This is a genomic window from Bacillus sp. FAU18 (assembly GCF_056033885.1).
Map to the genome: position 1 here is coordinate 515995 of NZ_JBVYHZ010000004.1, position 23144 is coordinate 539138.

The 23144-nt window shown below is 38.7% G+C and carries 31 protein-coding genes and 7 tRNA genes; 34 read left to right on the forward strand and 4 right to left on the reverse strand.

Translation table 11 applies throughout. From position 1 onward, the window contains the following. Positions 1–40 precede the first annotated feature (40 nt). The 5 genes from rsbV (at position 41) to AC0OMU_RS13655 (ending at position 4469) form a co-directional block, all read left to right on the forward strand. Entirely contained in the window at positions 41–370 is a 330-nt protein-coding gene (rsbV, locus tag AC0OMU_RS13635) for an anti-sigma factor antagonist RsbV (RefSeq protein ID WP_003234298.1), read from the forward strand. Beyond that, complete coding sequence (rsbW, locus tag AC0OMU_RS13640; RefSeq protein WP_003234299.1) at positions 367–849, forward strand: anti-sigma B factor RsbW; 483 nt, start codon at positions 367–369, stop codon at positions 847–849. The genes rsbV and rsbW overlap by 4 nt, the downstream gene beginning before the upstream one ends. After that, positions 815–1603, forward strand: coding sequence for an RNA polymerase sigma factor SigB (gene sigB / locus AC0OMU_RS13645; RefSeq protein ID WP_003246715.1), 789 nt, complete (start codon positions 815–817; stop codon positions 1601–1603). Before rsbW ends, sigB begins: the two co-directional genes overlap by 35 nt. Then, complete coding sequence (rsbX, locus tag AC0OMU_RS13650) at positions 1603–2202, forward strand: phosphoserine phosphatase RsbX (RefSeq protein WP_015382836.1); 600 nt, start codon at positions 1603–1605, stop codon at positions 2200–2202. The genes sigB and rsbX overlap by 1 nt, the downstream gene beginning before the upstream one ends. Before the next feature lie 107 nt (positions 2203–2309). After that, positions 2310–4469 carry a Tex family protein gene (locus AC0OMU_RS13655; protein WP_474241240.1) on the forward strand — a complete coding sequence of 720 codons (2160 nt, stop codon included), beginning with the start codon at positions 2310–2312 and terminating at the stop codon, positions 4467–4469. A gap of 9 nt (positions 4470–4478) precedes the next feature. On the opposite strand, the gene cmpA is transcribed toward AC0OMU_RS13655, so the two are convergent. Then, on the reverse strand, positions 4479–4592 hold the full coding sequence (cmpA, locus tag AC0OMU_RS13660; protein ID WP_003225207.1) for a cortex morphogenetic protein CmpA: 114 nt from the start codon (positions 4590–4592) through the stop codon (positions 4479–4481). A gap of 103 nt (positions 4593–4695) precedes the next feature. Here cmpA and AC0OMU_RS13665 point away from each other — a divergent pair, with 103 nt between their 5' ends. The 8 genes from AC0OMU_RS13665 to AC0OMU_RS13700 all read left to right on the forward strand — a co-directional run bounded on the left by AC0OMU_RS13665 (position 4696) and on the right by AC0OMU_RS13700 (position 5988). Beyond that, positions 4696–5148, forward strand: a complete 453-nt coding sequence (locus AC0OMU_RS13665; protein ID WP_047182126.1) for a SprT family protein — start codon at positions 4696–4698, stop codon at positions 5146–5148. Positions 5149–5270: 122 nt separating this feature from the next. Continuing rightward, positions 5271–5345: transfer RNA gene (locus AC0OMU_RS13670), tRNA-Asn, on the forward strand. Between the two features lie 4 nt (positions 5346–5349). Next, positions 5350–5440, forward strand: a tRNA-Ser gene (locus tag AC0OMU_RS13675). A gap of 29 nt (positions 5441–5469) precedes the next feature. Continuing rightward, positions 5470–5541, forward strand: a tRNA-Glu gene (locus tag AC0OMU_RS13680). 11 nt (positions 5542–5552) lie between these two features. Next, positions 5553–5627, forward strand: a tRNA-Gln gene (locus tag AC0OMU_RS13685). A gap of 27 nt (positions 5628–5654) precedes the next feature. Then, positions 5655–5730: transfer RNA gene (locus tag AC0OMU_RS13690), tRNA-Lys, on the forward strand. 11 nt (positions 5731–5741) lie between these two features. Continuing rightward, positions 5742–5823, forward strand: a tRNA-Leu gene (locus tag AC0OMU_RS13695). An 81-nt stretch (positions 5824–5904) separates the two neighbouring features. Continuing rightward, positions 5905–5988 (forward strand) — tRNA-Leu (locus AC0OMU_RS13700). 85 nt (positions 5989–6073) lie between these two features. On the opposite strand, the gene AC0OMU_RS13705 is transcribed toward AC0OMU_RS13700, so the two are convergent. The 3 genes from AC0OMU_RS13705 to immR are packed head-to-tail and all read right to left on the reverse strand — an operon-like array spanning position 6074 to position 8082. Further along, entirely contained in the window at positions 6074–7180 is a 1107-nt protein-coding gene (locus tag AC0OMU_RS13705; protein WP_474221866.1) for a tyrosine-type recombinase/integrase, read from the reverse strand. 12 nt (positions 7181–7192) lie between these two features. Next, complete coding sequence (gene immA / locus AC0OMU_RS13710) at positions 7193–7702, reverse strand: metallopeptidase ImmA (protein WP_009966616.1); 510 nt, start codon at positions 7700–7702, stop codon at positions 7193–7195. Further along, positions 7699–8082 (reverse strand): helix-turn-helix transcriptional regulator ImmR, encoded by a 384-nt coding sequence (gene immR, locus AC0OMU_RS13715; RefSeq protein WP_003240393.1) that lies wholly within the window; start codon positions 8080–8082, stop codon positions 7699–7701. Before immR ends, immA begins: the two co-directional genes overlap by 4 nt. Positions 8083–8355: 273 nt before the next feature. Between immR and xis the strand changes: the two genes are divergently transcribed. The 21 genes from xis to AC0OMU_RS13820 all read left to right on the forward strand — a co-directional run bounded on the left by xis (position 8356) and on the right by AC0OMU_RS13820 (position 23095). After that, positions 8356–8550 carry an ICEBs1 excisionase gene (gene xis, locus AC0OMU_RS13720; RefSeq protein WP_474221867.1) on the forward strand — a complete coding sequence of 65 codons (195 nt, stop codon included), beginning with the start codon at positions 8356–8358 and terminating at the stop codon, positions 8548–8550. Then, positions 8547–8807: a hypothetical protein gene (locus tag AC0OMU_RS13725; RefSeq protein WP_268441060.1), complete on the forward strand. Its 261-nt coding sequence runs from the start codon at positions 8547–8549 to the stop codon at positions 8805–8807. Before xis ends, AC0OMU_RS13725 begins: the two co-directional genes overlap by 4 nt. Positions 8808–8860: 53 nt before the next feature. Beyond that, a complete protein-coding gene (locus AC0OMU_RS13730) occupies positions 8861–9121 on the forward strand; it encodes a hypothetical protein (protein WP_474221869.1) in 261 nt (86 codons plus the stop codon). A gap of 205 nt (positions 9122–9326) precedes the next feature. Further along, the gene (locus tag AC0OMU_RS13735; RefSeq protein WP_142394250.1) at positions 9327–9443 is read left to right on the forward strand and encodes a hypothetical protein; all 117 of its coding nucleotides are present in this window, start codon (positions 9327–9329) and stop codon (positions 9441–9443) included. 47 nt (positions 9444–9490) lie between these two features. Beyond that, positions 9491–9871: a helicase processivity factor HelP gene (gene helP, locus AC0OMU_RS13740; protein ID WP_119900046.1), complete on the forward strand. Its 381-nt coding sequence runs from the start codon at positions 9491–9493 to the stop codon at positions 9869–9871. A gap of 35 nt (positions 9872–9906) precedes the next feature. Next, positions 9907–11358, forward strand: coding sequence for an ATP-binding protein (locus tag AC0OMU_RS13745; protein WP_474221871.1), 1452 nt, complete (start codon positions 9907–9909; stop codon positions 11356–11358). Then, a complete protein-coding gene (nicK, locus tag AC0OMU_RS13750) occupies positions 11351–12409 on the forward strand; it encodes a DNA relaxase NicK (RefSeq protein WP_474221872.1) in 1059 nt (352 codons plus the stop codon). The genes AC0OMU_RS13745 and nicK overlap by 8 nt, the downstream gene beginning before the upstream one ends. Positions 12410–12674: 265 nt before the next feature. Further along, positions 12675–12941, forward strand: coding sequence for a hypothetical protein (locus AC0OMU_RS13755; RefSeq protein ID WP_080624164.1), 267 nt, complete (start codon positions 12675–12677; stop codon positions 12939–12941). Positions 12942–12952: 11 nt separating this feature from the next. After that, positions 12953–13270, forward strand: a complete 318-nt coding sequence (locus AC0OMU_RS13760) for a hypothetical protein (protein WP_413599830.1) — start codon at positions 12953–12955, stop codon at positions 13268–13270. A gap of 12 nt (positions 13271–13282) precedes the next feature. Then, positions 13283–13564: a hypothetical protein gene (locus AC0OMU_RS13765; RefSeq protein WP_474221873.1), complete on the forward strand. Its 282-nt coding sequence runs from the start codon at positions 13283–13285 to the stop codon at positions 13562–13564. A 72-nt stretch (positions 13565–13636) separates the two neighbouring features. Then, positions 13637–13813, forward strand: coding sequence for a hypothetical protein (locus AC0OMU_RS13770; protein WP_221776881.1), 177 nt, complete (start codon positions 13637–13639; stop codon positions 13811–13813). 115 nt (positions 13814–13928) lie between these two features. Continuing rightward, positions 13929–14078 carry a hypothetical protein gene (locus tag AC0OMU_RS13775; RefSeq protein ID WP_003328171.1) on the forward strand — a complete coding sequence of 50 codons (150 nt, stop codon included), beginning with the start codon at positions 13929–13931 and terminating at the stop codon, positions 14076–14078. Positions 14079–14105: 27 nt separating this feature from the next. Next, a complete protein-coding gene (locus tag AC0OMU_RS13780; RefSeq protein ID WP_474221875.1) occupies positions 14106–15170 on the forward strand; it encodes a conjugal transfer protein in 1065 nt (354 codons plus the stop codon). A gap of 11 nt (positions 15171–15181) precedes the next feature. Then, the gene (gene conC / locus AC0OMU_RS13785) at positions 15182–15430 is read left to right on the forward strand and encodes a transposon conjugation system subunit ConC (RefSeq protein ID WP_003240418.1); all 249 of its coding nucleotides are present in this window, start codon (positions 15182–15184) and stop codon (positions 15428–15430) included. Positions 15431–15442: 12 nt separating this feature from the next. Further along, positions 15443–15967, forward strand: a complete 525-nt coding sequence (locus AC0OMU_RS13790; RefSeq protein ID WP_413599832.1) for a conjugal transfer protein — start codon at positions 15443–15445, stop codon at positions 15965–15967. Next, complete coding sequence (gene conE, locus AC0OMU_RS13795) at positions 15855–18350, forward strand: VirB4-like ATPase ConE (RefSeq protein WP_474221876.1); 2496 nt, start codon at positions 15855–15857, stop codon at positions 18348–18350. The genes AC0OMU_RS13790 and conE overlap by 113 nt, the downstream gene beginning before the upstream one ends. A 17-nt stretch (positions 18351–18367) precedes the next feature. Continuing rightward, entirely contained in the window at positions 18368–18694 is a 327-nt protein-coding gene (locus AC0OMU_RS13800; RefSeq protein WP_041904620.1) for a YddF family protein, read from the forward strand. Between the two features lie 3 nt (positions 18695–18697). Continuing rightward, positions 18698–21145: a transposon conjugation system subunit ConG gene (conG, locus tag AC0OMU_RS13805; protein WP_474221877.1), complete on the forward strand. Its 2448-nt coding sequence runs from the start codon at positions 18698–18700 to the stop codon at positions 21143–21145. Beyond that, positions 21142–22131 carry a bifunctional lytic transglycosylase/C40 family peptidase gene (locus AC0OMU_RS13810; protein ID WP_474221878.1) on the forward strand — a complete coding sequence of 330 codons (990 nt, stop codon included), beginning with the start codon at positions 21142–21144 and terminating at the stop codon, positions 22129–22131. The genes conG and AC0OMU_RS13810 overlap by 4 nt, the downstream gene beginning before the upstream one ends. Before the next feature lie 14 nt (positions 22132–22145). Then, positions 22146–22652, forward strand: a complete 507-nt coding sequence (locus AC0OMU_RS13815) for a hypothetical protein (protein ID WP_031600193.1) — start codon at positions 22146–22148, stop codon at positions 22650–22652. A 62-nt stretch (positions 22653–22714) separates the two neighbouring features. Next, positions 22715–23095 (forward strand): DUF4467 domain-containing protein, encoded by a 381-nt coding sequence (locus AC0OMU_RS13820; RefSeq protein ID WP_474222416.1) that lies wholly within the window; start codon positions 22715–22717, stop codon positions 23093–23095. Positions 23096–23144: the final 49 nt, after the last annotated feature.

The window sequence follows — 23144 nt, forward strand, 5'->3', positions numbered from 1 at the left end:
AAGCAACTAGTGATTTGAAGGAAAATTTGAGGTGATACGAATGAATATAAATGTTGATGTGAAGCAAAACGAGAATGATATACAAGTAAACATTGCAGGAGAAATTGATGTATACTCAGCACCGGTGCTTAGAGAGAAGCTCGTTCCTCTGGCAGAACAAGGAGCTGACTTAAGAATTTGCCTGAAAGATGTCAGCTACATGGACAGTACCGGATTGGGCGTTTTTGTAGGGACCTTTAAAATGGTGAAAAAACAAGGTGGTTCGCTGAAACTTGAAAATCTTTCTGAACGGCTGATCCGACTGTTTGACATTACAGGCTTGAAGGACATCATTGATATTTCTGCAAAGTCAGAAGGTGGAGTGCAATGAAGAATAATGCTGATTACATCGAAATGAAAGTGCCGGCCCAACCTGAATATGTGGGAATTATAAGACTGACGCTGTCAGGGGTCGCAAGCAGAATGGGCTATACGTACGATGAAATTGAAGATTTGAAAATCGCAGTCAGCGAGGCATGCACAAATGCGGTTCAGCACGCTTACAAAGAAGATAAAAATGGGGAAGTGTCAATCCGATTCGGTGTGTTTGAAGACCGTTTAGAGGTTATTGTGGCGGATGAAGGAGACAGCTTTGACTTTGATCAAAAGCAGCAGGATCTAGGGCCGTACACACCTTCGCACACAGTTGATCAATTATCAGAAGGAGGGCTCGGTCTATATTTAATGGAAACGCTCATGGATGAAGTCAGAGTGCAAAACCACTCCGGCGTCACCGTAGCGATGACAAAGTATTTAAATGGGGAGCGAGTTGATCATGACACAACCATCAAAAACTACGAAACTAACTAAAGATGAAGTCGATCGGCTCATAAGCGATTACCAAACAAAGCAAGATGAACAGGCGCAGGAAACGCTTGTGCGGGTGTATACAAATCTGGTTGACATGCTTGCGAAAAAATACTCAAAAGGCAAAAGCTTCCACGAGGATCTCCGCCAGGTCGGCATGATCGGGCTGCTAGGCGCGATTAAGCGATACGATCCTGTTGTCGGCAAATCGTTTGAAGCTTTTGCAATCCCGACAATCATCGGTGAAATTAAACGTTTCCTCAGAGATAAAACATGGAGCGTTCATGTGCCGAGACGAATTAAGGAACTGGGTCCAAGAATCAAAATGGCGGTTGATCAGCTGACCACTGAAACACAAAGATCGCCGAAAGTCGAAGAGATTGCCGAATTCCTCGATGTTTCTGAAGAAGAGGTTCTTGAAACGATGGAAATGGGCAAAAGCTATCAAGCCTTATCCGTTGACCACAGCATTGAAGCGGATTCGGACGGAAGCACCGTCACGATTCTTGATATCGTCGGATCACAGGAGGACGGATATGAGCGGGTCAATCAGCAATTGATGCTGCAAAGCGTGCTTCATGTCCTTTCAGATCGTGAAAAACAAATCATAGACCTTACGTATATTCAAAACAAAAGCCAAAAAGAAACTGGGGACATTCTCGGTATATCTCAAATGCACGTCTCGCGCTTGCAGCGCAAAGCTGTGAAGAAGCTCAGAGAGGCCTTGATTGAAGATCCCTCGATGGAGTTAATGTAATGATCCAGGTTGAAGAAAACGAGCATATTCAAACTCTAGTATATCAACTGAATAAAGAAGGGAAATCGATTTGCGGTGACAGCTTTTTTATGAAAGCTGATGATAAGGAGTTAATTTGTGCGGTTGCTGACGGACTGGGAAGTGGATCACTTGCTAACGAATCCTCTGCAGCCATCAAAGACTTAGTGGAAAACTATGCGAATGAAGACGTAGAAAGCATTATCGAACGCTGTAATCAGGCGATGAAAAACAAAAGAGGCGCTACAGCATCTATCCTGAAAATCAATTTTGAGCAAAGGCAGTTTACGTACTGCTCTGTCGGAAATGTACGGTTTATTCTGCATTCCCCGTCTGGTGAAAGCTTTTATCCTCTGCCGATTTCGGGCTATTTATCAGGCAAGCCGCAAAAATACAAAACGCACACCGCCACCTATGAAAAGGGTTCAAAGTTCATTATACATACAGATGGACTCAACGTACCTGATATCCGCTCCCATTTGAAAAAAGGCCAATCGGTAGAAGACATATCGAATTCGCTGAAAATGTATACGACATCGAGAAAAGATGACCTGACCTATATTCTCGGACAGCTGTCCTAAGAGAATAAGAACAAGAAGAAGCTGGAATACCGGCTTCTTTTTTTATGTGTTTTTTTCGGTTTTTGATACACTAGAGAAAGAACGACAAAATTGGAGGCTTTGGTTACATGGAAACGTCAGCCCTTTTAAAACAGCAAATTGCGAAAGAAATAGGTTTATCACAAAAACACGTTGAAAGTGTCATCCGCCTGCTTGAGGACGGCAATACAGTCCCGTTTATTGCCCGGTATCGAAAAGAGCAGACGGGTTCAATGGATGAGGTTCAGATTCAGACGATTTCTGAACGCTGGCAATACATACAAAACCTGAATCAGCGAAAAGAAGAAGTCATCAGGCTGATTGCAGAGCAGGATAAACTGACAGATGATCTAAAACGTAAAATCGAGCAATCGGTGAAGCTTCAGGAAGTGGAAGACCTTTATCGCCCCTATAAACAAAAACGTAAAACAAAGGCGACAGTCGCCAAAAGCAAAGGCCTTGAGCCGCTTGCCGACTATATCCTGACACTTCCACAAGAAGATCGTCTGGCAGCAACAGCAGACCAATACATCAGCGAAGAAAAAGAAGTGTTCACACGAGAAGAAGCGATTGAAGGCGCCAAGCACATTATTGCGGAACAAATCTCAGACGAGCCGACTTTCAGAAAGTGGATTCGCCAGGAAACCTTCAAAAGAGGAACCATTAAGTCTGCAGCCGGAAAGTCGGCAAACACCGATGAGAAAAATGTGTATGAAATGTATTACGAGTATGAAGAGCCAATTGCAAAAGTCGTTCCGCATAGGGTGCTGGCAATGAACCGCGGCGAAAAAGAAGACATTTTAAAGGTGTCGATCGAACCGCCTGCGGATCACATTAAGGCGTATTTAGAAAAACAAATCATCAAAAATCGCTCAACATCCGTAAAAGAGATTTTGCAGGAGACAATTGAAGACAGCTATAAAAGGCTGATCCAGCCGGCAATCGAACGTGAAATCAGGAAAGAGCTCTCAGAAAAAGCTGATGAACAGGCGATTCATATTTTCTCAGAGAATTTGAGAAAGCTTCTTTTGCAGCCGCCGATGAAAGGCAAAACCGTTCTCGGTGTTGACCCAGCCTTTCGAACTGGCTGTAAGCTCGCTGTGTCAGATGAGACCGGAAAAGTCTTGAAAATTGATGTGATCTATCCGCATGCGCCAGTCAACAAAACAAAAGAAGCCCATGAAAAAGTAAAAAAGATTCTTGAGCAGTATCAAGTCGAGATGGTGGCGATCGGAAACGGCACAGCATCCAGAGAAACAGAGCAATTCATCGTAAATGTACTGAAAGACATGCCGCGCAAAATTTATTATGTGATTGTCAATGAAGCGGGAGCAAGCGTCTATTCGGCTTCAGAGCTTGCCAGAGAAGAATTCCCTGACCTTAAGGTTGAAGAGCGCAGTGCCGTATCTATTGCGCGAAGACTTCAAGACCCGCTCGCGGAGCTCGTTAAGATCGATCCGAAGTCTGTTGGTGTTGGGCAGTATCAGCATGACGTCAGCCAAAAACGCTTAAATGAATCTCTGCGGTTCGTCGTCGAAACGGTCGTAAACCAGGTGGGAGTAAACGTTAACACAGCCTCCGCCGCGCTGCTTCAATATGTAGCTGGATTATCGAAGTCTGTAGCAGGCAACGTTGTCAAAAAACGTGAGGAAATCGGAAAGTTTTCAAATCGAAAAGAACTGAAGGACATCCCGAGGCTCGGTGCGAAAACCTATGAGCAATGTATCGGTTTCTTAAGAGTGCAGGAAGGGACAGAGCCTTTGGATAGAACAGGCATCCACCCGGAAAGCTATAAAGAAACAAAAGCGCTTTTGAAAAAACTCGGACTTTCAACAGAACATATCGGCACGGCGGAATTGAAGGATAAAATCAATCAGCTGGCGCTTTCTGAAACGGCAAAAGAGCTGGGAATCGGAGAAATCACTCTGAAAGATATTTGTGAACAGCTGACAAGGCCGGAACGCGATCCACGTGATGAGGTGCCTAAGCCTTTGCTGAAAACAGACGTCCTTCAGCTGGAAGATTTGAAAGAGGGAATGGAACTGCAGGGCACCGTGCGCAATGTAGTGGACTTCGGAGCGTTTGTTGATATCGGAGTTAAACAAGACGGGCTTGTGCATATCTCAAAACTGAGCAATCAATTCGTTAAGCATCCTCTTGATGTCGTATCTGTCAGCGATATCGTGACAGTCTGGGTTGACGGCGTAGATGTACAAAAAGGCAGAGTATCGCTGTCTATGGTAAAATAAAAGCACTGCTTACGAGCAGTGTTTTTTCCTATAGAAATACCAGCATTGATTCAGCAGTTTAATTTGGTAATTATCTTTTTCAAGGAACGCTTTTTGCATCTGCTTTTTAAGCCAATTTGGCATAGGCTCATTCCTCCTCAGCTTTTATCATAAGAGGGACGGTGATTACCATATTGTATGCGAACGGTGAATTGTCCCGTTCAATGTTTTTTAAGTGAGGTGCACTATGGATAATATAGAGCTTCAAAAGCTGACAGAGGATATTTCTAAAACATATTTTAAAAAGCCGTTCCGCCATCAGGCGCTTTTTAATGACAGGCTTAAAACCACGGGCGGAAGGTACCTGTTAACCTCCCATAACATTGAATTGAACAGAAAATATTTGATTGAACACGGCAGGGAGGAACTGGTCGGCATCATCAAGCATGAGCTCTGCCATTATCATCTTCATCTTGAAGGAAAAGGGTACAAGCACAGAGACAGAGATTTTAGAATGCTTTTGCAGCAAGTCAACGCGCCGAGGTTCTGTACACCCCTTAAGAAAAAAGCGGAAAACAAAAAAACTTATATGTATATCTGTACGGCCTGCGGCCAACAGTATATAAAGAAGCGCGCCATGAACCCTGACAGATACAGGTGCGGAAAATGCCGCGGAAAAATAAAAAGAATTTTTTCGTGAAAAAGGTTGACGAATATGGCAAGCCTGTGTTACATTATAAAAGTCGTTACGAGAGATAAATAAAAACATTTACCTCTTGACACTGTAAATCAAGGCTGATATAATAAGTCTTGTCTCATTATTCCACAGTAGCTCAGTGGTAGAGCTATCGGCTGTTAACCGATCGGTCGCAGGTTCGAATCCTGCCTGTGGAGCCATATTGGAGAAGTACTCAAGTGGCTGAAGAGGCGCCCCTGCTAAGGGTGTAGGTCGCGTAAGCGGCGCGAGGGTTCAAATCCCTCCTTCTCCGCCATAAGATTTCGATATAAGTTCTCAACCATCGGCCCGTTGGTCAAGCGGTTAAGACACCGCCCTTTCACGGCGGTAACACGGGTTCGAATCCCGTACGGGTCATTCCATTTCGTTGGGCTATAGCCAAGCGGTAAGGCAACGGACTTTGACTCCGTCATGCGTTGGTTCGAATCCAGCTAGCCCAGCCATTTTTATTTTTTAAAATCTAATAGTAAGAGCCATTAGCTCAGTTGGTAGAGCATCTGACTTTTAATCAGAGGGTCGAAGGTTCGAGTCCTTCATGGCTCACCATTTGTCTTTTTGCGGGTGTGGCGGAATTGGCAGACGCGCTAGACTTAGGATCTAGTGTCTTACGACGTGGGGGTTCGAGTCCCTTCACCCGCACTTTATTTACAAAGTGCACGCAAATGGTTTTTACTAGGTTAAGAGCCTACTAAACCAGCACAAACACAATTTCATGATCACGCGGTCGTGGCGGAATGGCAGACGCGCTAGGTTGAGGGCCTAGTGGGTGAATAACCCGTGGAGGTTCAAGTCCTCTCGGCCGCATCAATGATACCAAGGGTTTTGACGCCCTTGGTATTTTTTTGTGTTTATTTTCAAATGATTTACTGCCCACAAACTGCCCACTTACCTAAAGTAAGTCATCTAATTTATCAGCCATTTCCTTTTGCTTGTTTGGATATAGGTGTCCATAAACATCAATTGTTGTTTTTACAGAACCATGTCCTAAACGCTCTTTAATTGTTATGTAATCTTCTCCTTGGTGTATTAATAGTGCAACGTGTGAATGTCTAAAATCATGTAAACGTATAGGAGTAAGATCGCTATCCTTGCAAAAGTATTTAATTTTCCGACTGAAAATATCTTTTCTTGAAGGTGTATCTTTATATTGAAAGATATAGGTATCATGTGAATGTCTAATACCTAATTCATTAAACAACTCTTCTTGTGCTTCTTTCCAACGTTCTAGTAGCTTAAGCAATTTTTTATTGATGCTAACTCGCCGAATCGAATTTTTGGTTTTTGGAGTAGTAACAACAAATTGACCATCAAGCCAGGTGCACGATTTATGCACATCTATTTCTAATAAGATTTTGTCAATATCTTTCCATTGCAGGGCGAGCATTTCACCACATCTTAGTCCAGTTAAAAAAGCAACAGTGTAAAAGGTTTTAAACAATAATTGATCTTGAGGAATTAAACTAATAAATTTTTTGAATTCTTCTGGTCTCCAAAACTTCATTTTCTTTCTTGTTAAAGGTAATCGTTTAACGTTGTCACACGGATTTCTTTTTAAGATTTCTTCATGTACAGCTGTATCAAAAATTTTGCTTAGACTAGTCATTATATTATTAACCGATTTATTGCTTAGACCTGTTTCCATTAAATGTTTTCTGAAATCAGTTACTTCTCTATGTGTGATTTTTTGTATATCAGATTTCAAAAAGTAATCAGATATATGTTTGTTTATAATGTACTTCTGATTCTGATAATAGTTTGGTTTACTATCTATTTCACAATTTGCTAAATAAATTGAAATTAGAGTCGGAAAGCTTACTGATCTGGACTTTCTTGCTCTTTCTTCTTGAAATTCTCTTCTTAATTTTGCTTCTAATTCTAAAGCCTCTTTTCTGGTTGATGCTACTGGTCTCGTCCTAATTCTTTCTCCAGTAATCGGGTCAAATCCAAAGCTAACGTCAACTTGATATTGACCATTTTCAAGTTTTTTTACAGACATTTTATTTCTCCTTTAACCAAAAGCGCTTATTTCGTGTGAATAGATTCTGTTACTAAATGAGCCAATTTGAGAAAGTTTATAATCAGTAACAAATGATGGTACGTTGAAGTATGCTGCTATTTGTTCTTTGCTAAAACCCTGTATATATGGAAGGGCTTCATTAAGCATTTTATCTGTCAGTATTAATTCTGATGCAAATAGGCTTGCTTGATGCTCAAGTTTATCTTTTAGAACTTTAGAGCAATTCACAACTTTAAAAGTGTTCAATCTTTTATGGAGAAAGTAATGCCCTAATTCATGGGCAATTACAAATTGTTGATGTTGGAGGTTCTCGTTGATATGAATTAAATATTGATCTGTGGCTTTGTCATGTTGTAGTAAACCGTTTGCTTGTCCAAGATCATTTTTGAGTATATAAATTTTTTGGATGTCACAAATTTCATATACATTATTTGTACCATGTGTCTTAATTACTGATTGGACTTTATGTTTAATTCCTTTGCTTGTATAAATTGTTATCACTCTTTCTTCTTTAATTCATCAATGAATTTAATTCCGTTTTTTAATGCTTTTTTAACAAGGCGTGCAGTTTCCTCATCAAATTCACCATCATTCATAAAAAGGAGTGTATCTTCATCCTTTAATTCCTGTATGGCTTCATTAATTGTTTTATTGAGTAAATCAGTTTCGTTTTTCTTACTTACTTCATCCTTTCCTAATAAATAGTCTGTAGATACGTTATATAAATTGCTCAATTTTAAGAGTGTGTCTGTATCAGGATCTCTGTAATCTCTTTCGTAATTAGACAAGTTATTGTTACCGATATTAAGTTTCTCTGCGGCTTCTTTCTGAGTGTATCCAGCTTTTTGTCGAGCTTCTTTTAATCGTTTGCCTAGGCTCATTTTTATCATCCATTTCACAAAGAGTTGATTTTTATAAAAATCATAACAACATTTTTTGGAGAATTCATTAATTTCACCTATAAGTTAAATAAATAATTAAAAATTCTCCTTTTAGGAGTGTTTGTTTCTTCTTTCTGGAGAGTTTAATTATCATTATTTCCATATATGTTCAAAAAAATACACTTTAAGGTGAATTTTGTGTTGACTTACACGAAAAGGAGTTTTATAATAAAGTTAATTCACAAAGAGTTGAGTTAACGAGGAGGTGATATTTTGAAAGGAGAGTTTTTAACTGCGAGAGATATTCAAAAAATTCTTGGAGTTAAACAGTCTAAATCTTATGACATCATTAGAACTTTGAATGCTCAAATGAAAAAAGATGGATATATGGTCATTCAAGGTAAGGTGAGTAGAGCTAAGTTTGAAGAGTGTTATTGTTACAAAGGTCCAAAATCTCAAACGGGGTGATTTTTATAAACATTGATATAACAAACTCGTTTATGAAAGAAGCTGTTCCTTTAGCCAAACAAATGGAAGGTGATTGGATAGCACGAATGAAAATTGCTCTGAATTCAGTCATCATAAATCATTATTTAAACCTTCCCTTAACAATTGAAAATGTTAATGAATTACTGCGAAAAGGCGTTTCATATCGCAGGATATGTAAGCATTACGGCATTGGAAGAAAAGACATTGAAAAGCTTCGGCAATCATCCATAGTGTGACGTTATATACCACTATAGGGAGCCGTTAAGAATCCTTTGAAAGGGGGGATGCGATGAAAATAAGAGTGAATGCAACAATCATTACTGATGTTGAAGCTTTAAAGGCTGATAAGGATTTAAATCATTTTAAAGAGTATGCCACTTGTGAAACATTCGTTGTTGAAGCTGATAATTATTTGAAGGCTAATAATGAAATATCTGAGCTGTTAAAAGGCTGGGATTGGTGGTGTATCTGGTCTACTCGACCAATGAGTAGAAAGGAAAATCAGGTGTTTACTTTATATAACGATGATCTGTATAACTTATGTCGCTAGGAGTGTTTGTTCTTTGAAAACTATATATAAACAAAAAAAGCGCCTTGACGAATAATCATCAAGAACGCCGGAAAATAAAAACTAGACACTTTTATTATACGGTATTCTTGTTGAAATGTCATGCGTGAGTATTTGAGTGATGAACAGCAATCACTTTAAATGCTGTAGCAGGCTAGAATAAGCGTGCGGAATAGCTGTAGTCAGCTTGATGGCTATAATTAGCCTACTAGGTTGCCATGAGGGCATTACGCCGTTAGCAACTGATAAGCGCCAAGATGGATACAGAACCGGAGCGAATCCAAAATATAAAATCGAAATTTAACGATCTTTTGAAAATAAATAATAAAAAATGAAATGGGGATATGAAAAATGAACTTAAACTTTATTGTACCGGATATCAATATGACTTTTGGGGACATGAAATTCATGGGACTTAACAAAGAAAGATATGTTTATGATCGGGAAAACAATAAGCGTACTGACGTACTGGAATCTAGGGTTTATAACATTGCTAGTGCGGTCCAAGGTGGTCAAATTGAGGTAACTATTCCTGAGTATGCTGGGGCAAAAGAAATTCCTCCTTTTGCAGATATTGAGTTGAAAAACCCGAAAATTAGCGCTATAGCAACTAGTCAAAGGGATTCAACCTTTGCCAATGTGATGTGGAAACTTGAAGCTGATGATATTGTTGTAAAAGGCGGTTCTTCTGTGAAACCTGCGGCGGCTACTAGTGGCAATGATAAAAAGTAAAATGCTCTCTTTAAGCCATATTTCGGGTGATGTGTATGAATGATTTCTTACAGAAAAGGATCTGGAAGTATAGAGGAAAACGAATTCGTCCATATATGAGGAATAACTTAATTTTAGCAGGCGCAATGATATTTGTGCCTGTTTTTTTGTTATCAATGTTTATCTTTTGGAGAGATCACCTTCTTCACTTTGATGTATTTCAATTGATTCATCACTTTAAATGGAATGTTTCTTTGATCGTTAAAAGCTTGATTTGTTCGTTGTCTATTGGTATTGGAAGTGTTTATGTTGCCTATATAGCTTTTAATGGACTATTTAAAAGGTTAAAGCACAGGCAAATGCTTGCAAGAATGATTTTGTCTAACAAGTTTTATGAAAAAGATAATGTGAAGGTTAAAAAGCTATTCTCAAATGATACAGGGACAAAGGAAAAAATCACGTATTTTCCTAGGATGTATTACCAAGTTAAAAACAATCACATTTATATCCGTATTGCTATGGATATGAGCCGTTTTCAGAATCGCTTCCTAGAGTTAGGAAAGGATTTGGAGAACGGTTTATTTTGTGACATGGTTGATAAAGAAATGGAAGAAGGTTTTATCTGCTTCAAGCTTCTTTACGATGTCAAAAAGAACAGTATTTCAATTGATGAAGCTGTTGCAAAAGATGGTGTTATGCAATTAATGAAGCATGTTTCATGGCAATTTGATAAGTTGCCGCACATGCTTATAGCTGGTGGTACTGGTGGCGGTAAAACTTATTATATATTAACTGTTATCAAAGCATGTACTGGCTATGGTGCAGAAATTAAAATATTAGATCCGAAACATGCAGATTTAGCAGACTTGGAAGAAGTGTTCCCAGGTAACGTTTATTCGAAGAAAATTGGCATCCTTAAGTGTTTAAGAGAATCAGTTGAAGGCATGATGAAGAGAATGGATGAGATGAAAAACATGCCGAATTATAAGACAGGTGAAAACTATGCTTATTACGGATTAAAACCTGTTTTCATTTTCTTTGATGAATATGTGGCTTTTATGGATTTACTCGACATGAAAGAGAGAAATCAAGCGCTGTCCCATATGAAACAATTAGTCATGCTTGGAAGGCAAGCTGGCTATTTTCTTGTTATGGCGGCACAACGTCCAGATGCAAAATATTTGGTTGATGGTATTCGTGATCAGTTCAATTTTCGTGTTACTGTAGGCAGAATGTCCGAGACAGGTTACGGAATGATGTTTGGAGACAGTGATAAAGCCTTTGGAAATAAAAAAGTGACTGGCCGAGGATATGCAGACATGGGAACCGGTACTGTATTTGAATTTTACAGTCCTCTTGTGCCACGTGGGTATGACTTTTTAGAAGAAATACGAAGGGCGAAGGAGGGAGCGCGGGGAGCGCAGGCGACGGCAGTCGCCAGCGGCAGCGTAAGCGAGCAAGCGACCGAACTGACGCCCGAGGAAGGAATGAGCGTAGCGAATGACTGAACTAAACCAACCCCCCCACGCTAACAGGGGGGTAGTAATCGTAAGAGAAAAAAATGAAACCGTTGAAAGCCCTTTGTTATCAATGGTTGACTATATTCGAGTCTCTTTTAAAACTCATGATGTTGACCGAATTATTGAAGAGGTTCTTCACCTTAGCAAAGACTTTATGACTGAGAAACAATCTGGTTTCTATGGCTACGTTGGCACGTACGAACTGGACTATATCAAAGTCTTTTATTCTGCGCCGGATGATAACAGAGGTGTTTTGATAGAAATGTCCGGTCAAGGTTGCCGTCAATTTGAATCCTTCTTGGAATGCCGGAAGAAAACATGGTACGACTTCTTTCAAGATTGCATGGCACAAGGCGGTTCATTTACTCGCTTTGATTTGGCGATTGATGATAAAAAGACGTACTTTTCTATACCGGAATTATTAAAGAAAGCCCAAAAGGGCGAATGTATTTCACGTTTTAGAAAATCCGATTTCAACGGCTCCTTTGATCTATCTGATGGCATTACAGGCGGAACGACAATATATTTTGGTTCTAAAAAGTCAGAAGCGTACCTTTGCTTTTACGAAAAAAACTATGAACAAGCAGAAAGGTATAACATTCCGTTAGAAGAACTGGGAGATTGGAATCGTTATGAATTGCGGCTTAAAAATGAACGTGCACAAGTGGCTATAGATGCTTTATTGAAAACAAAGGATTTAACCTTAATCGCTATGCAAATCATTAATAATTATGTAAGGTTCGTTGATGCTGATGAAAACATCACTAGAGAGCATTGGAAAACGAGCCTTTTTTGGTCTGAATTTATAGGTGATGTTGGAAAACTTCCTTTGTACGTCAAACCACAAAAAGACTTCTATCAAAAATCAAGAAACTGGCTTCGTAACTCTTGCGCTCCCACTATGAAAATGGTGCTGGAAGCTGATCAGCACTTAGGGAAAACTGATCTGTCAGATATGATCGCAGAAGCTGAACTGGCGGAAAAACATGAAAAAATGTTGAATGTGTTTATAGCTGATGTTGCTGACATGGTCGTTTAAAAACAAGCTGCTAAACCTTTATAAACACAGGTGATGCGATTAAATGTATGTGTCAACGGTACCGGAACGAAGTGAGGATAAGGAGTTGACATATTCAGCGCTACCAAAACCCTCTTGGCATTGAACAAACAACCGTTTGTTCCTGCCTACCGGCGAGGGAGTCCCCCGATGATTCGGGGGAATAGGGGGATAGATTAACAGCAATCCAACGGGCTTCCGTTGGTGGGTTTGGGTGAAACCCAAGAACTTAAATCGGAGGGATAAGATGTTTAACATTAATCTGTTGAATCAGGCCCGACTAGAGAGTGATTTGGAGTCTCTTGGCTGTTTGGATATTGCTGAGGAATTAATTGAAAAAATGATGGAAGATGTCTTTTACAGTGATGTTGCTCAAAGAGTCATAGTCCAAACTCTTGCGGTTATAGATAACGTGAATGCTAAACTTCAAGCCACATTCAACATACTGGAGGATGAAGATTTTGAGACAGATGAACGGAGCGTCGAATTTGAAGGAATAACCTACTATCACTGAGGGGTGAAAACATGGATTACAGGATTTTAAATGAGTCCTCCCTTATAAACACATTAGAAAGGCATCTTAATATACACTTGTTGGATGACGTACTCGAAAGATTAAGGGATGAAATTTCATCGGGATATGATCAAATGATCATTATTCATGTTAGAAAGGATAACGGCGGGGACATGGTTGCGAACTTGTATTTTCACTTTAGAGTCCTTGAAGAAAATGAAACGGAATCAGATGACGGGATAGTTCTTGTCGAATTTGTAATGTATGATCCTCATGTTATAAGAAAAGATTACGAAGAAAATCATCTTAAAAACGGAGGACGAATATAACGAGGTGATCAAGTGTCTGCGGTTGATAATCACTTCAAAAGACTGGGCTTTAATGTTGGTATTCCCTCTTTAGTTTTTGTAAGAAGTTTAAGTAGAGATTGCATGTTAGTTGTAGAAGGAGGAAGAGTAAAAGGATTTGCTGAATATCGTTACACATTTTACAAGACAAGATATTTGCCGGACGGTCGAATGACTAGCTTAAAAGTTTATATGGAGAATCAAAGCATAAAAAGGGTGTTACATCGTGTAGCATCCTTTTTATTATTCCTAGAAAAAACAAAGCAAATTATATAAGAAGGGAGTGGTAAAAAGGGGTATGTTATACTTATGATGGAAATGTAAATCAAGTTAGAGGGAGTTTTACTAATGTCTTGGTGGAAATGGATAAACATAGCTTGTATAGTAACGCTAGTCTTAATTATTGGTATTAAGTTATTAACCGAACAACAGATAAGTACACCTCTATTAGTATTTTCATCTATTGTTGTTCTAAGCAGTATATTAAGACTTATTGGGAAAAAGCCTTCTTTTGAAGCAAATTAAAAATCTATAATCATCAGTTCAAATGTGATGAACAAGTAAGGATGTTACAACATGTAGCATCCTTTTTATTATTCCTTGAAAAAACAAAACAGGTTTGAAGAAAGCGAGGTCTTTCATGAAACAGAGTGTTGAGGTCGTTGAAATTAAAGGTAAGCCAGTGGAAGTGATTGTGACGGAGTTAAACGAACCGAACTATGAAAAAATGGCGAGAGCCATTTTGAAAATGACAAGAAACATGAAAGTTAACCAGGAGGAAAGTGCTTAGAAATATATGAAAGGAGAGTGAATCGAATTGCTCCATAAAGAAATTGGCTCGGATAAAAAAGAAGAGTCTTTTTTTCGGTCTGCCTTTCAAAAACTGAAACGCATTGAAAGACCGGAAAAAGACAAACAAAAAGTACCTCGTGACAGGTCAAAGCTGATAGCCGTCACATTGTGGTCTTGTGTAGGGGGCTTGCTGTTTATCTTTATGCTTGCTGTGCTTCTGTCAATTAATACTCGCTCCCAACTTAATAACATGAAAGACGAAGCGAATAAGCCAACAAATGACGATAAACAAAAAATCTCGGTGACTGCTGCTGAAAACTTTCTGTCAGGGTTCATCAATGAATATGTGAATGTGAAAAACGATCAAGAGTCTATTGAAAAACGTATGGAGAGCCTTGAAAGCTACATGGTGAAACAGGAAGATAACCATTTTGAAGATGAAGAACGCTTCAATGTGGATGGTTTAAAAGGTGATCGAGAGTTAAAGGGTTACAGCTTATATAACGTGAAAGAAGGTGATAAAAACAGCCTTTTTCAATATAAGGTCACATATGAAAATCTATACCCTGTAGAAAAGGAAGTTGAAAAAGAAGTTAAAGACGGAAAGAAGAAAAAGAAGGTGAAAGAAAAGGTTAAAACAAACGAGAAATCTGAAAAACAAATGTTGCTGAATATTCCAGTCACAAATAAAGGTGATTCCTTTGCGGTGTCTGCTGTCCCTTACTTTACACAAATTTATGATCTGAAAGGCAATATTGCTTCTGAGAGTAAAGAAGAGACTAGAGACGAATATGCAGGCGAGAAAAAAGAATCTATCGAATCTTTCCTTCATACTTTCTTTGAGAAATACGCTTCTGAAAAGAAAGAAGAAATGGTTTATATGATGAAAAAGCCGGAAGCATTGGAAGGAAACTTGTTATTTGGGGAAGTTCAGTCAATGAAAATCTTCGAGACGAAAAAAGGTTTCGAGGTTTTTTGTGCTGTTCGATTTAAGGAAAAAGAAAATGATATTCCGGTAAATGAAAAATTCAGTTTAGAGATTACGGAAAACAGCGGTCAATATTACGTGAAAAAACTTAATCATCAATAGGAGGTTTAAATATGGATTTTATGAATTTCTTTATTCTTGGCGCAGACCTTCCAACACTTGGAGGGGTAAAAGGTTGGGCATCAGATGTTGTTATCCAATTCATTACGATCGTGGTCATGTTCATAGCCGCAAAGAATCTTATGAAATTAAAAATGGGCGGCATTATCTTTGTTTGCTGTATTGGTAGTGCGGTTACATGGATTATTAAGCACTGGCCAGAATTCTCCGGCTGGATCAATGCGCTAATGGAAAAACTGTAAGGGGGCATCTGAATGGGGCGTCTGGTGTTCAACTACCGGAAGGCAATGAGAGAGCCGAAAAAGATTCAGCAATTAACCGAAAATTATTCGTTACCCTTTGCAGTTGAGTTAATACCGGCTATTAACTATTTCATTTTTGTTGGTCTCTGCTTTGGATTTTGGTACGGCGTGAGGATGATTTTTCCTCACGCTTTTGATAACAGTTTCGTCATCGTGATTTTTGGAATACCGATTTTTTTAACAATGCTTGTTACGAAAATAAAGCCGGAAGGCAAAAACATCTATTTATACTTCATTGATTTTGCAAAGTATTACTTCTTTATCAAGCTTCCACAAAAGAAGTTTTGCAATGACCGAAAGGTTGATTTAAGTAATGAAAAACAAATTGAGTTTCGAAAACTTTTGAAGGTGGTGGATTATTCGAATGAGACTAAAAACGCCTATGAAGGCAATACACAAGAATTTGCTGTTAACAAGAACGGGCGACGTGTGGGCGTACTACCGAATAAAAAGCAATTCGATCCCTATGCAAAATAAAGAAAAAGTTGAATCGTATAAAAAGAAGTGGCAGCATCTTTTCGAAGAAATTACATCTTATGAGGATTTTCACTTGATGATGTATCCAAGTGAGTATGAATTAGAAAAACGATTTAAGGATTTAGAAACAGATATTTCGGCAGATGCAATGGATGTGGCACGTTACTACAATGAAGAAACGGTAAGACTGTTAGAACAGCGATTAGGAAGGCTGACAAAGTATGACTTCATATTAGGTGTAAAACTGAAAAGCAGTCTTGTAAATATTAGTGTCGAACTTAAAGACAATATACTATCTTTTTTCAATACAGCGACTGATACAGTCGTGAAAATGCTCGGGTGGGAACAAAATGTTTCCACCTCTTTTTTTGAAAAATATGAGGAAGTCGAAGAAACACTAGCGAATATCATGGCTTCTGTTCGCGGAGAACGGCTTTCAGAAACAGAAATGACATACATTAACCGTTATCACTTTGTACGTGGGTTAAAGCACCAAACGAATGAAGAAAGTGAGATAAAGGATGTTCGCTCTATTACAAACACGATCATAGACCCCACTGACCCATCAGTTTTACATCTGCATAGTGACCAAGATGAAGGCTATTCAGCTTTTGTCGTGATTGACGAATTTCTTCACAATATGTCGGAAAGTGATTTGTTTTATGAAGCGCAGTCTCTTCCCTTCCCTGTTGAAGTTCAGATGAAAATTCAAACGGAATCAAAGTCCATTACCAAGCCTGCCCTCAACCTCAAAAGACAGCAATTGAAAGAAGAACAAAAAGAACAACAAAGCACAGGCGATCGAAGTGATGTTTCCACTGTCACAAGTGCCACAATGATAAGGCATTTACAAGATGAAATAAAGAAAGAAGATGTGCATGTGATGAACTGGCTGTCGGTGATAGTCGTTCATGGAAAGACAAAAAAAGAGTGTGTGGGAAAAGCAACGATTGTCAAAAGGCATTTAAAAGGCGCTGGCATTACTTGTCGGCTTCCAGTGGCTGATCAACTGAACCTTTTTTATAAAATGCTTCCTGGTGAAAAGTTAGACATAACTGATAAGAACTGGATTCAAAAAACAACGCAAGACGGTGTGGCAGAAAGTCTGTTTGCTGTTAACTCTGATATTGGTTCGAAAATCGGATTCTTTCTCGGTTGGGTTGATCGTTTCCAAGAGCACACCGACTTAGAAAGTGCCATTATGTCCAGCCGTGATTTTGTCTTATTCCATCCTTTCTTAGCGAATCAGCAGTTAAAAGGTTCAAAGACACGTTCTCCTCACTGCTTAATCACAGGAGACACAGGAAACGGCAAGTCATATCTAGCGAAATTGATCTTTAACTATATCAGCATGTTAAACATCAAATCTCTGTATATAGACCCTAAAAAGGAAATGAGAAAGTGGATTCAAAGAGTCTTGAATGATGAGTACATTAGAGAGAACTTTCCCTTATATATTGCACATTTAGAGAAATACAGCTATATCACGCTAGATCATGAAAGCACGCACAACTGGGGGGCGCTTGACCCTATCTCCTTCCTCCCTCCTATGAAAGCAAAAGAGCTAGTTCAAGTCATTTTTGAACAAGTATATGACTTTAAAGGGAAGGACGACATAAACACAGCTTTCCTTCGTGCTACGTCAGAAGTGATTGATGCGAAACAAAAAGGTGAACAGGTCGGCTCACTTGATATTATTCGGAAGATGCAGAGTCATCCCGAAGAAGCTGTACAAAAAGCTGGTGACTATTTAAATGAGGTCGTGTCAGATTCCATTTTGAAACTTTGTATTCATGATGGTTCAAATCCTGCATTGTCACTAGAAAAGCGAATCACCATTTTAGAAGTTGAAAATATGGATTTGCCGGATCATGCTGAGCGACTCGAAAATTACACGATATCACAATTAAAATCTAGTGCCGTCATGTTTGCACTAGGTAAGTTTTGCGAACTATTCGGCATGAATCAAGATGAACAGACTGTTGAATTTATAGATGAAGCTTGGATATTTACCACGTCACAACAAGGAAAAAAAGTAGAAAGACAAATGCGCCGGATTGGTCGCTCATATAACAATGCGGAATACTTCATTTCCCAATCCACAAAAGATGCTTTAAAAGAAGAGGATTCTGGAAACTTCGGTGTTGCCTTTGCCTTTGATGAGCCGAATGAGCGTGAAGAAGTGTTGAAATGGATGAACATGGAGGTCACAAAAGAAAACAAAAAAATGATGGAATCCATGTTTCAAGGTCAATGCTTATTTAAAGATTACTATGGCCGTACCTCCAAAATTTCAATTGAATGTCTATTCGAAGAATGGCAAGGCGCTTTAAAAACAGTCGAGAAAAAAGCTGTCGCATATGCAGAAGAAAAATATTTGTAAAAGGGGTTGAATCGTACATGGAAATAGCTTTCTTAAACTCTCTTGTTGTCACAAGTCCTGGCTTTTATAAAGCTGAAAAAATCACATTGGATGAAGTGAAACAATGGCTGAATCATTATGACGGGCGATACAAAAGTTTTATCGGACATAAATCAACGGCACAGTTTCTGCAAAAATTATTAGGCATCAAGATTGAACAAAACCGAAAGACTTTTAGGCATATGAAATATCAAAAAGCAATCTGTTTCTCTCTGTATGAACGATATCCCGAAAACGTGCTGCTAACACAAAGAGACTTAGAGAAAGCCAGATACCAATTTTATTTATTAACTCGATTAGATTAGGAGGTGGCTGTAATGAAAAAGAAAAGGATACTGATTGTGTCGGCTATCGTGTTGTTGTTTCTAACTGTTGCTTCAGCTGTCACTGTTATTTCGGCTGATGGAGACACAACGACACAGCCAAAAGTCGAAAAAGCTGGCGGCGTGGAATTGAAGGTAAAAAGGTTTCCTATCTCACGCTATCAAGCGAATAATGAAGCATCTGACGATTTAATCAAGGGGGCGTTTGTTGGACTGACAAACGTCACTTTTTCTTTTGCAGGAAACATTGTCCGTGTGGTTGATGCGGGAATGGATATTTTGTATAACTTGCAACCAATTGACGAGTTCGCAAATTCTATTACAAACGTCTCTAAAACAGTTTATAAGACACTGAAAAAGAATTTCGGTGAAGCTTTATTTATTTTCACGTGCGCCTATGTTGTCTACCTATTCTGTGTGAGAGGTAGCGTAAAAGAAGCAATGCGGCGGAGTATTCTATTTATTTGTGTCATGGTGATCGGTGGGCTTTGGATGTCGAACGCTGGTTATTACATGAAAGCGTTGAATGCCTTGTCCGTAGAAGCGCAAGGAAAGCTTTTAACTGCGGGAAATGGATTGGTTGGCATTGTTCAAGATGAAGGCAATTTTGCAGACAGTTCAGCGATTGAAAAAGGAAAAGAAATGGAAGGCACAATTGCGGTTATGCGTAATCTTTACTTTGACATTGCTTTGATGAAGCCTTTTTTAATTGTGAATTTTGATGAAACAAGCGAAAAGAAAATCAATGAGAAAGATACAGATAAAGGCGGACTTAATCGTATAGATAAACTGCTTTCTTATAAGCTTTCAGAGGATGGAGAAAAAGATAAAAAAGATTATATAAAAGAGACTGAAATTGATGATTATAAAAATGAATCTATGACTTCTGGAAATGTGTTTAATCAGCTGGGAGAGTCTTTTATCGCTGTGGTCGCTTCTATTGTCATTGGGATACCATTTTTAGCATTAGCGTTCTTTAATTTCTTGCTTCAAATTATCGCTTTAGTGATTGTATTCTTTGTGCCATTTGCTTTCATCTTAGCGTATGTTCCCCAATTAGCTTATTCGGGATTTGTTACGCTTGGACGCTTGGGGAGTGTTTACCTACTGAAAGCAATGTTAGGGGTTATCGTTCTGTTTGTGTACGTGACTTGTTTTATCGTTGACAAATTAATACCGCCAAATGGTTTTGGAATGTATCTTTTAAATGTTGCTGTCCTTGCCTCAATTTTGTGGATTGGTTTTCACAAGAGGGATGCCATTATCAAGTTTGTGACTGCTGGAAAAGTTGTTTCAGTTGATAATAATATGATGGAAAACATGAGACAAAACATTGTTCAGCCTGCTTGGGAACAAGCAAAGAAAATAGGTGGAGTATGGGGTAACGGAGGCGGCGTATTTACTGACTTTACAAAGAATTTTGGGGGAAGAAAAGACGGTTCGAATGCTGATGGCGTAACTGGTCCTCCAAGTGGTGGCGGTAATTCACCGAGTGGGGCTGCTATGGGATATGATAATACTCATGCTATTTCAAGAACCCCGCAAAAAGAAACAGCTAACGGAATAGCTAATCATAACAGTCGAAGCTTAAAACGCAATCCTCAAACTCTATCGAAAGAACAAGAAAAGCAAAAACAAAAAGAAGCCTTTGCAAATGCAAAAGAAAATAAACAGCAATCCCATTTAGACAGATTGAGAAAAGACGGGATAAACTCTCCTATGCTGAAAGATGCTTTGAATGAAGGAAATGAGGATTTATCCAAACGAGCACCTATCTTGCAGGATAAAAAAGATGAATCAGCACGAACAGATCAAAAAGAATATGTGGAACAGCTTCTTAAACAGCCCAATAACCAGCAACAAACTGACGATGCATCATTACAGCATGAAGAAGAATCTACTTCTAATCGTGCGCCTGTCTTACAAGAGAATGAAAAAGATACAGAACGTACTGATCAGAAAGCGTATGTTTATGACGAACAAAATCAGAATCTTGAAACAGATCAGCAACAAGATTTTGAAGTCCAGAAAGATGATTCTGTTTCCAATAGTGAGCCTGTAGCACAAGAGAAAACAGCAGAAATCAAACGATCAGATCAAAAAGTCATGATGAATCAACCTGAAACGCAGCTCGGTTTTGAAAGTCCTCAATCTACAAAAGTAGAAAATCAACCTATTGCCAATAACGAACGTAAAATCAGACCATCTGAACCCGCAAAAGTTCATTCAGATGGTATTCGTGTTGATGAAAAACAGGCTGTTGCTCCTGCTGAAAATAAGACTGTATCAAGAGAAAAACAGCCTTCATCACAAACAATTAAACGGACTGAACAAAGCGTTAATTCATTTGACCAAGTGTCTTTGAATGAAATTGCAAGACGCTCTTCATCAAAAGTAGAAGATCGACTGAGAAGGGATGAAAGAACAAGATGATAAGTAAAAAGGTAGTTCTTCCTTTGGTATTCTCGGCTCCTTTTATCTTCTTTTTTGTTTTATGTATCGTAGTGGTTATGACGATTTCAAGAGAAAATCAAGTCGGGGACGATTTTATAGGCGGCGGGGATGGCGAATATGAAACAGGTGGAATTGCGCCGGAAGTGGAACGATTTAGAGCAGTATTTGAGAAATATGCCCGTCAAGAAGGCGTTTTTGACCAAGTGAATATTATTATGGCGCTCACCATGCAAGAAAGTGGTGGGCGTTCTTTAGATATCATGCAAAGTTCCGAAAGTATCGGCTTACCTCCCAACTCCATAACTGACCCAGAACGTTCGATTGAAGTCGGCATTAAACATTTTAAGAAGGTTTTTAAACAGGCTGGCGGTGATGTTCGTTTAACCCTACAGGCATACAACTTTGGTTCTGGATTTATAGACTATGTCAAAAAGAATGGCGGGAAATACACAAAGAAATTAGCACTTGATTTCAGCCGATTGCAAGCTTTTAAAATGGGCTGGAAAAGCTACGGTGACCCAAGTTATGTTGACCATGTCATGAGGTATGTGAAAGGCTCTGATAAAAATGTGAAGCCTGTGAATGGCTCTATGGATTTCTATGAAACGGTCATGAAAGAAGCTTTGAAATATGAAGGGCAACCGTATGCCTGGGGAGGTTCAAACCCGAAAACTGGATTTGATTGTTCTGGCCTTGTTCAGTGGTCTTTTGCGAAAGCTGGAATTACTCTTCCTAGAACAGCTCAGGAACAGCATGCGGCAACAAAGAAAATAAGTGAAAAAGAAGCGACTGCGGGTGACTTAGTGTTCTTTGGCGGCACATACGAAGGAAAAGCCATTACTCACGTCGGCATCTATGTAGGCAATGGCAGAATGTTTAATTCAAATGACAGTGGAATCGAATATTCTGATCTGAAATCAGGTTACTGGAGAGATCACCTTGTATCTTTTGGACGCATTAAATAACTAGGAGTGAAAACATGAAAACACATATTGCATGGGCTTCAGCTTGTTTATTATTGATATTGCTGACTGGATTTTTTACGAATGGACAGCAAACGTATAAGATTGAAAAGTTAAAAGATAAAAATGAAGTTTTGAGCGAAAAAATTAAGGAATTGAACCATATAGAATCAACAAGTAGCGCTTCGGAAAATAAGGCATTTTTTGAAGCGTTTTTTAATTACTCCGACATAGATAAACGATATGAAACAGTTAAGAAGCACACAACTGGAAAAGGGTTTGATTATGCATTCCCTTCTCGCTCTGATCAAAAGCACACAGTCAGCGTGCAAAGTGAATTACTTTCACTAGAGAGTTATTCAAAGCCGTTAGATGAGTCTCATGAATTGTTTTTAAACATTGTTGAAGTCGCCACAACTGCAAATTCAGTCACTACGAATCAAGTGTTAATTGTACAAACGACTATGAAGAAAGAAAAGGATGGTTGGTTAGTCGATAATGTGCAGGTTAAGGGAAATGGATAAAAGGTGGAAAAGATCAATTTGTTTGTTTATACTAAATATTGAAAAAGGAGGTAATGTTTATTTTGAAAAACATTTTTATTTTCCTTAGTTTGATGATGATGTTTGTTTTAACTGCATGTGGTGGAAGCAAGTATGATGATGCGATTGATGATGTAATTAGCCAATATAAAGAGCATAAAGGAAATGACACAGAGATAAATATTAAAAGAGAGAATGCGATTGTTAGAGTCTATGAAGGGGGCAAATATATTCAGTTTGCATTTTATATGCCGGATAACTCTTCACGTGAATTAACAACATTTAAGTATTATGAAAAATTAGGAGATAAATATGAAAAGATGACTGATATGCCGGGGAATGGAGAAAATGATCGACTTGGCTTATCAAGGAAAACACCAGATTATGAAGAAGCAAAAGGTAAAGAAACTAAGTTAGAGGAGTAAACCATGTGTTTACTCCTCTTTTTTTGTGTTTATGAAAGGGTTGCCGTGA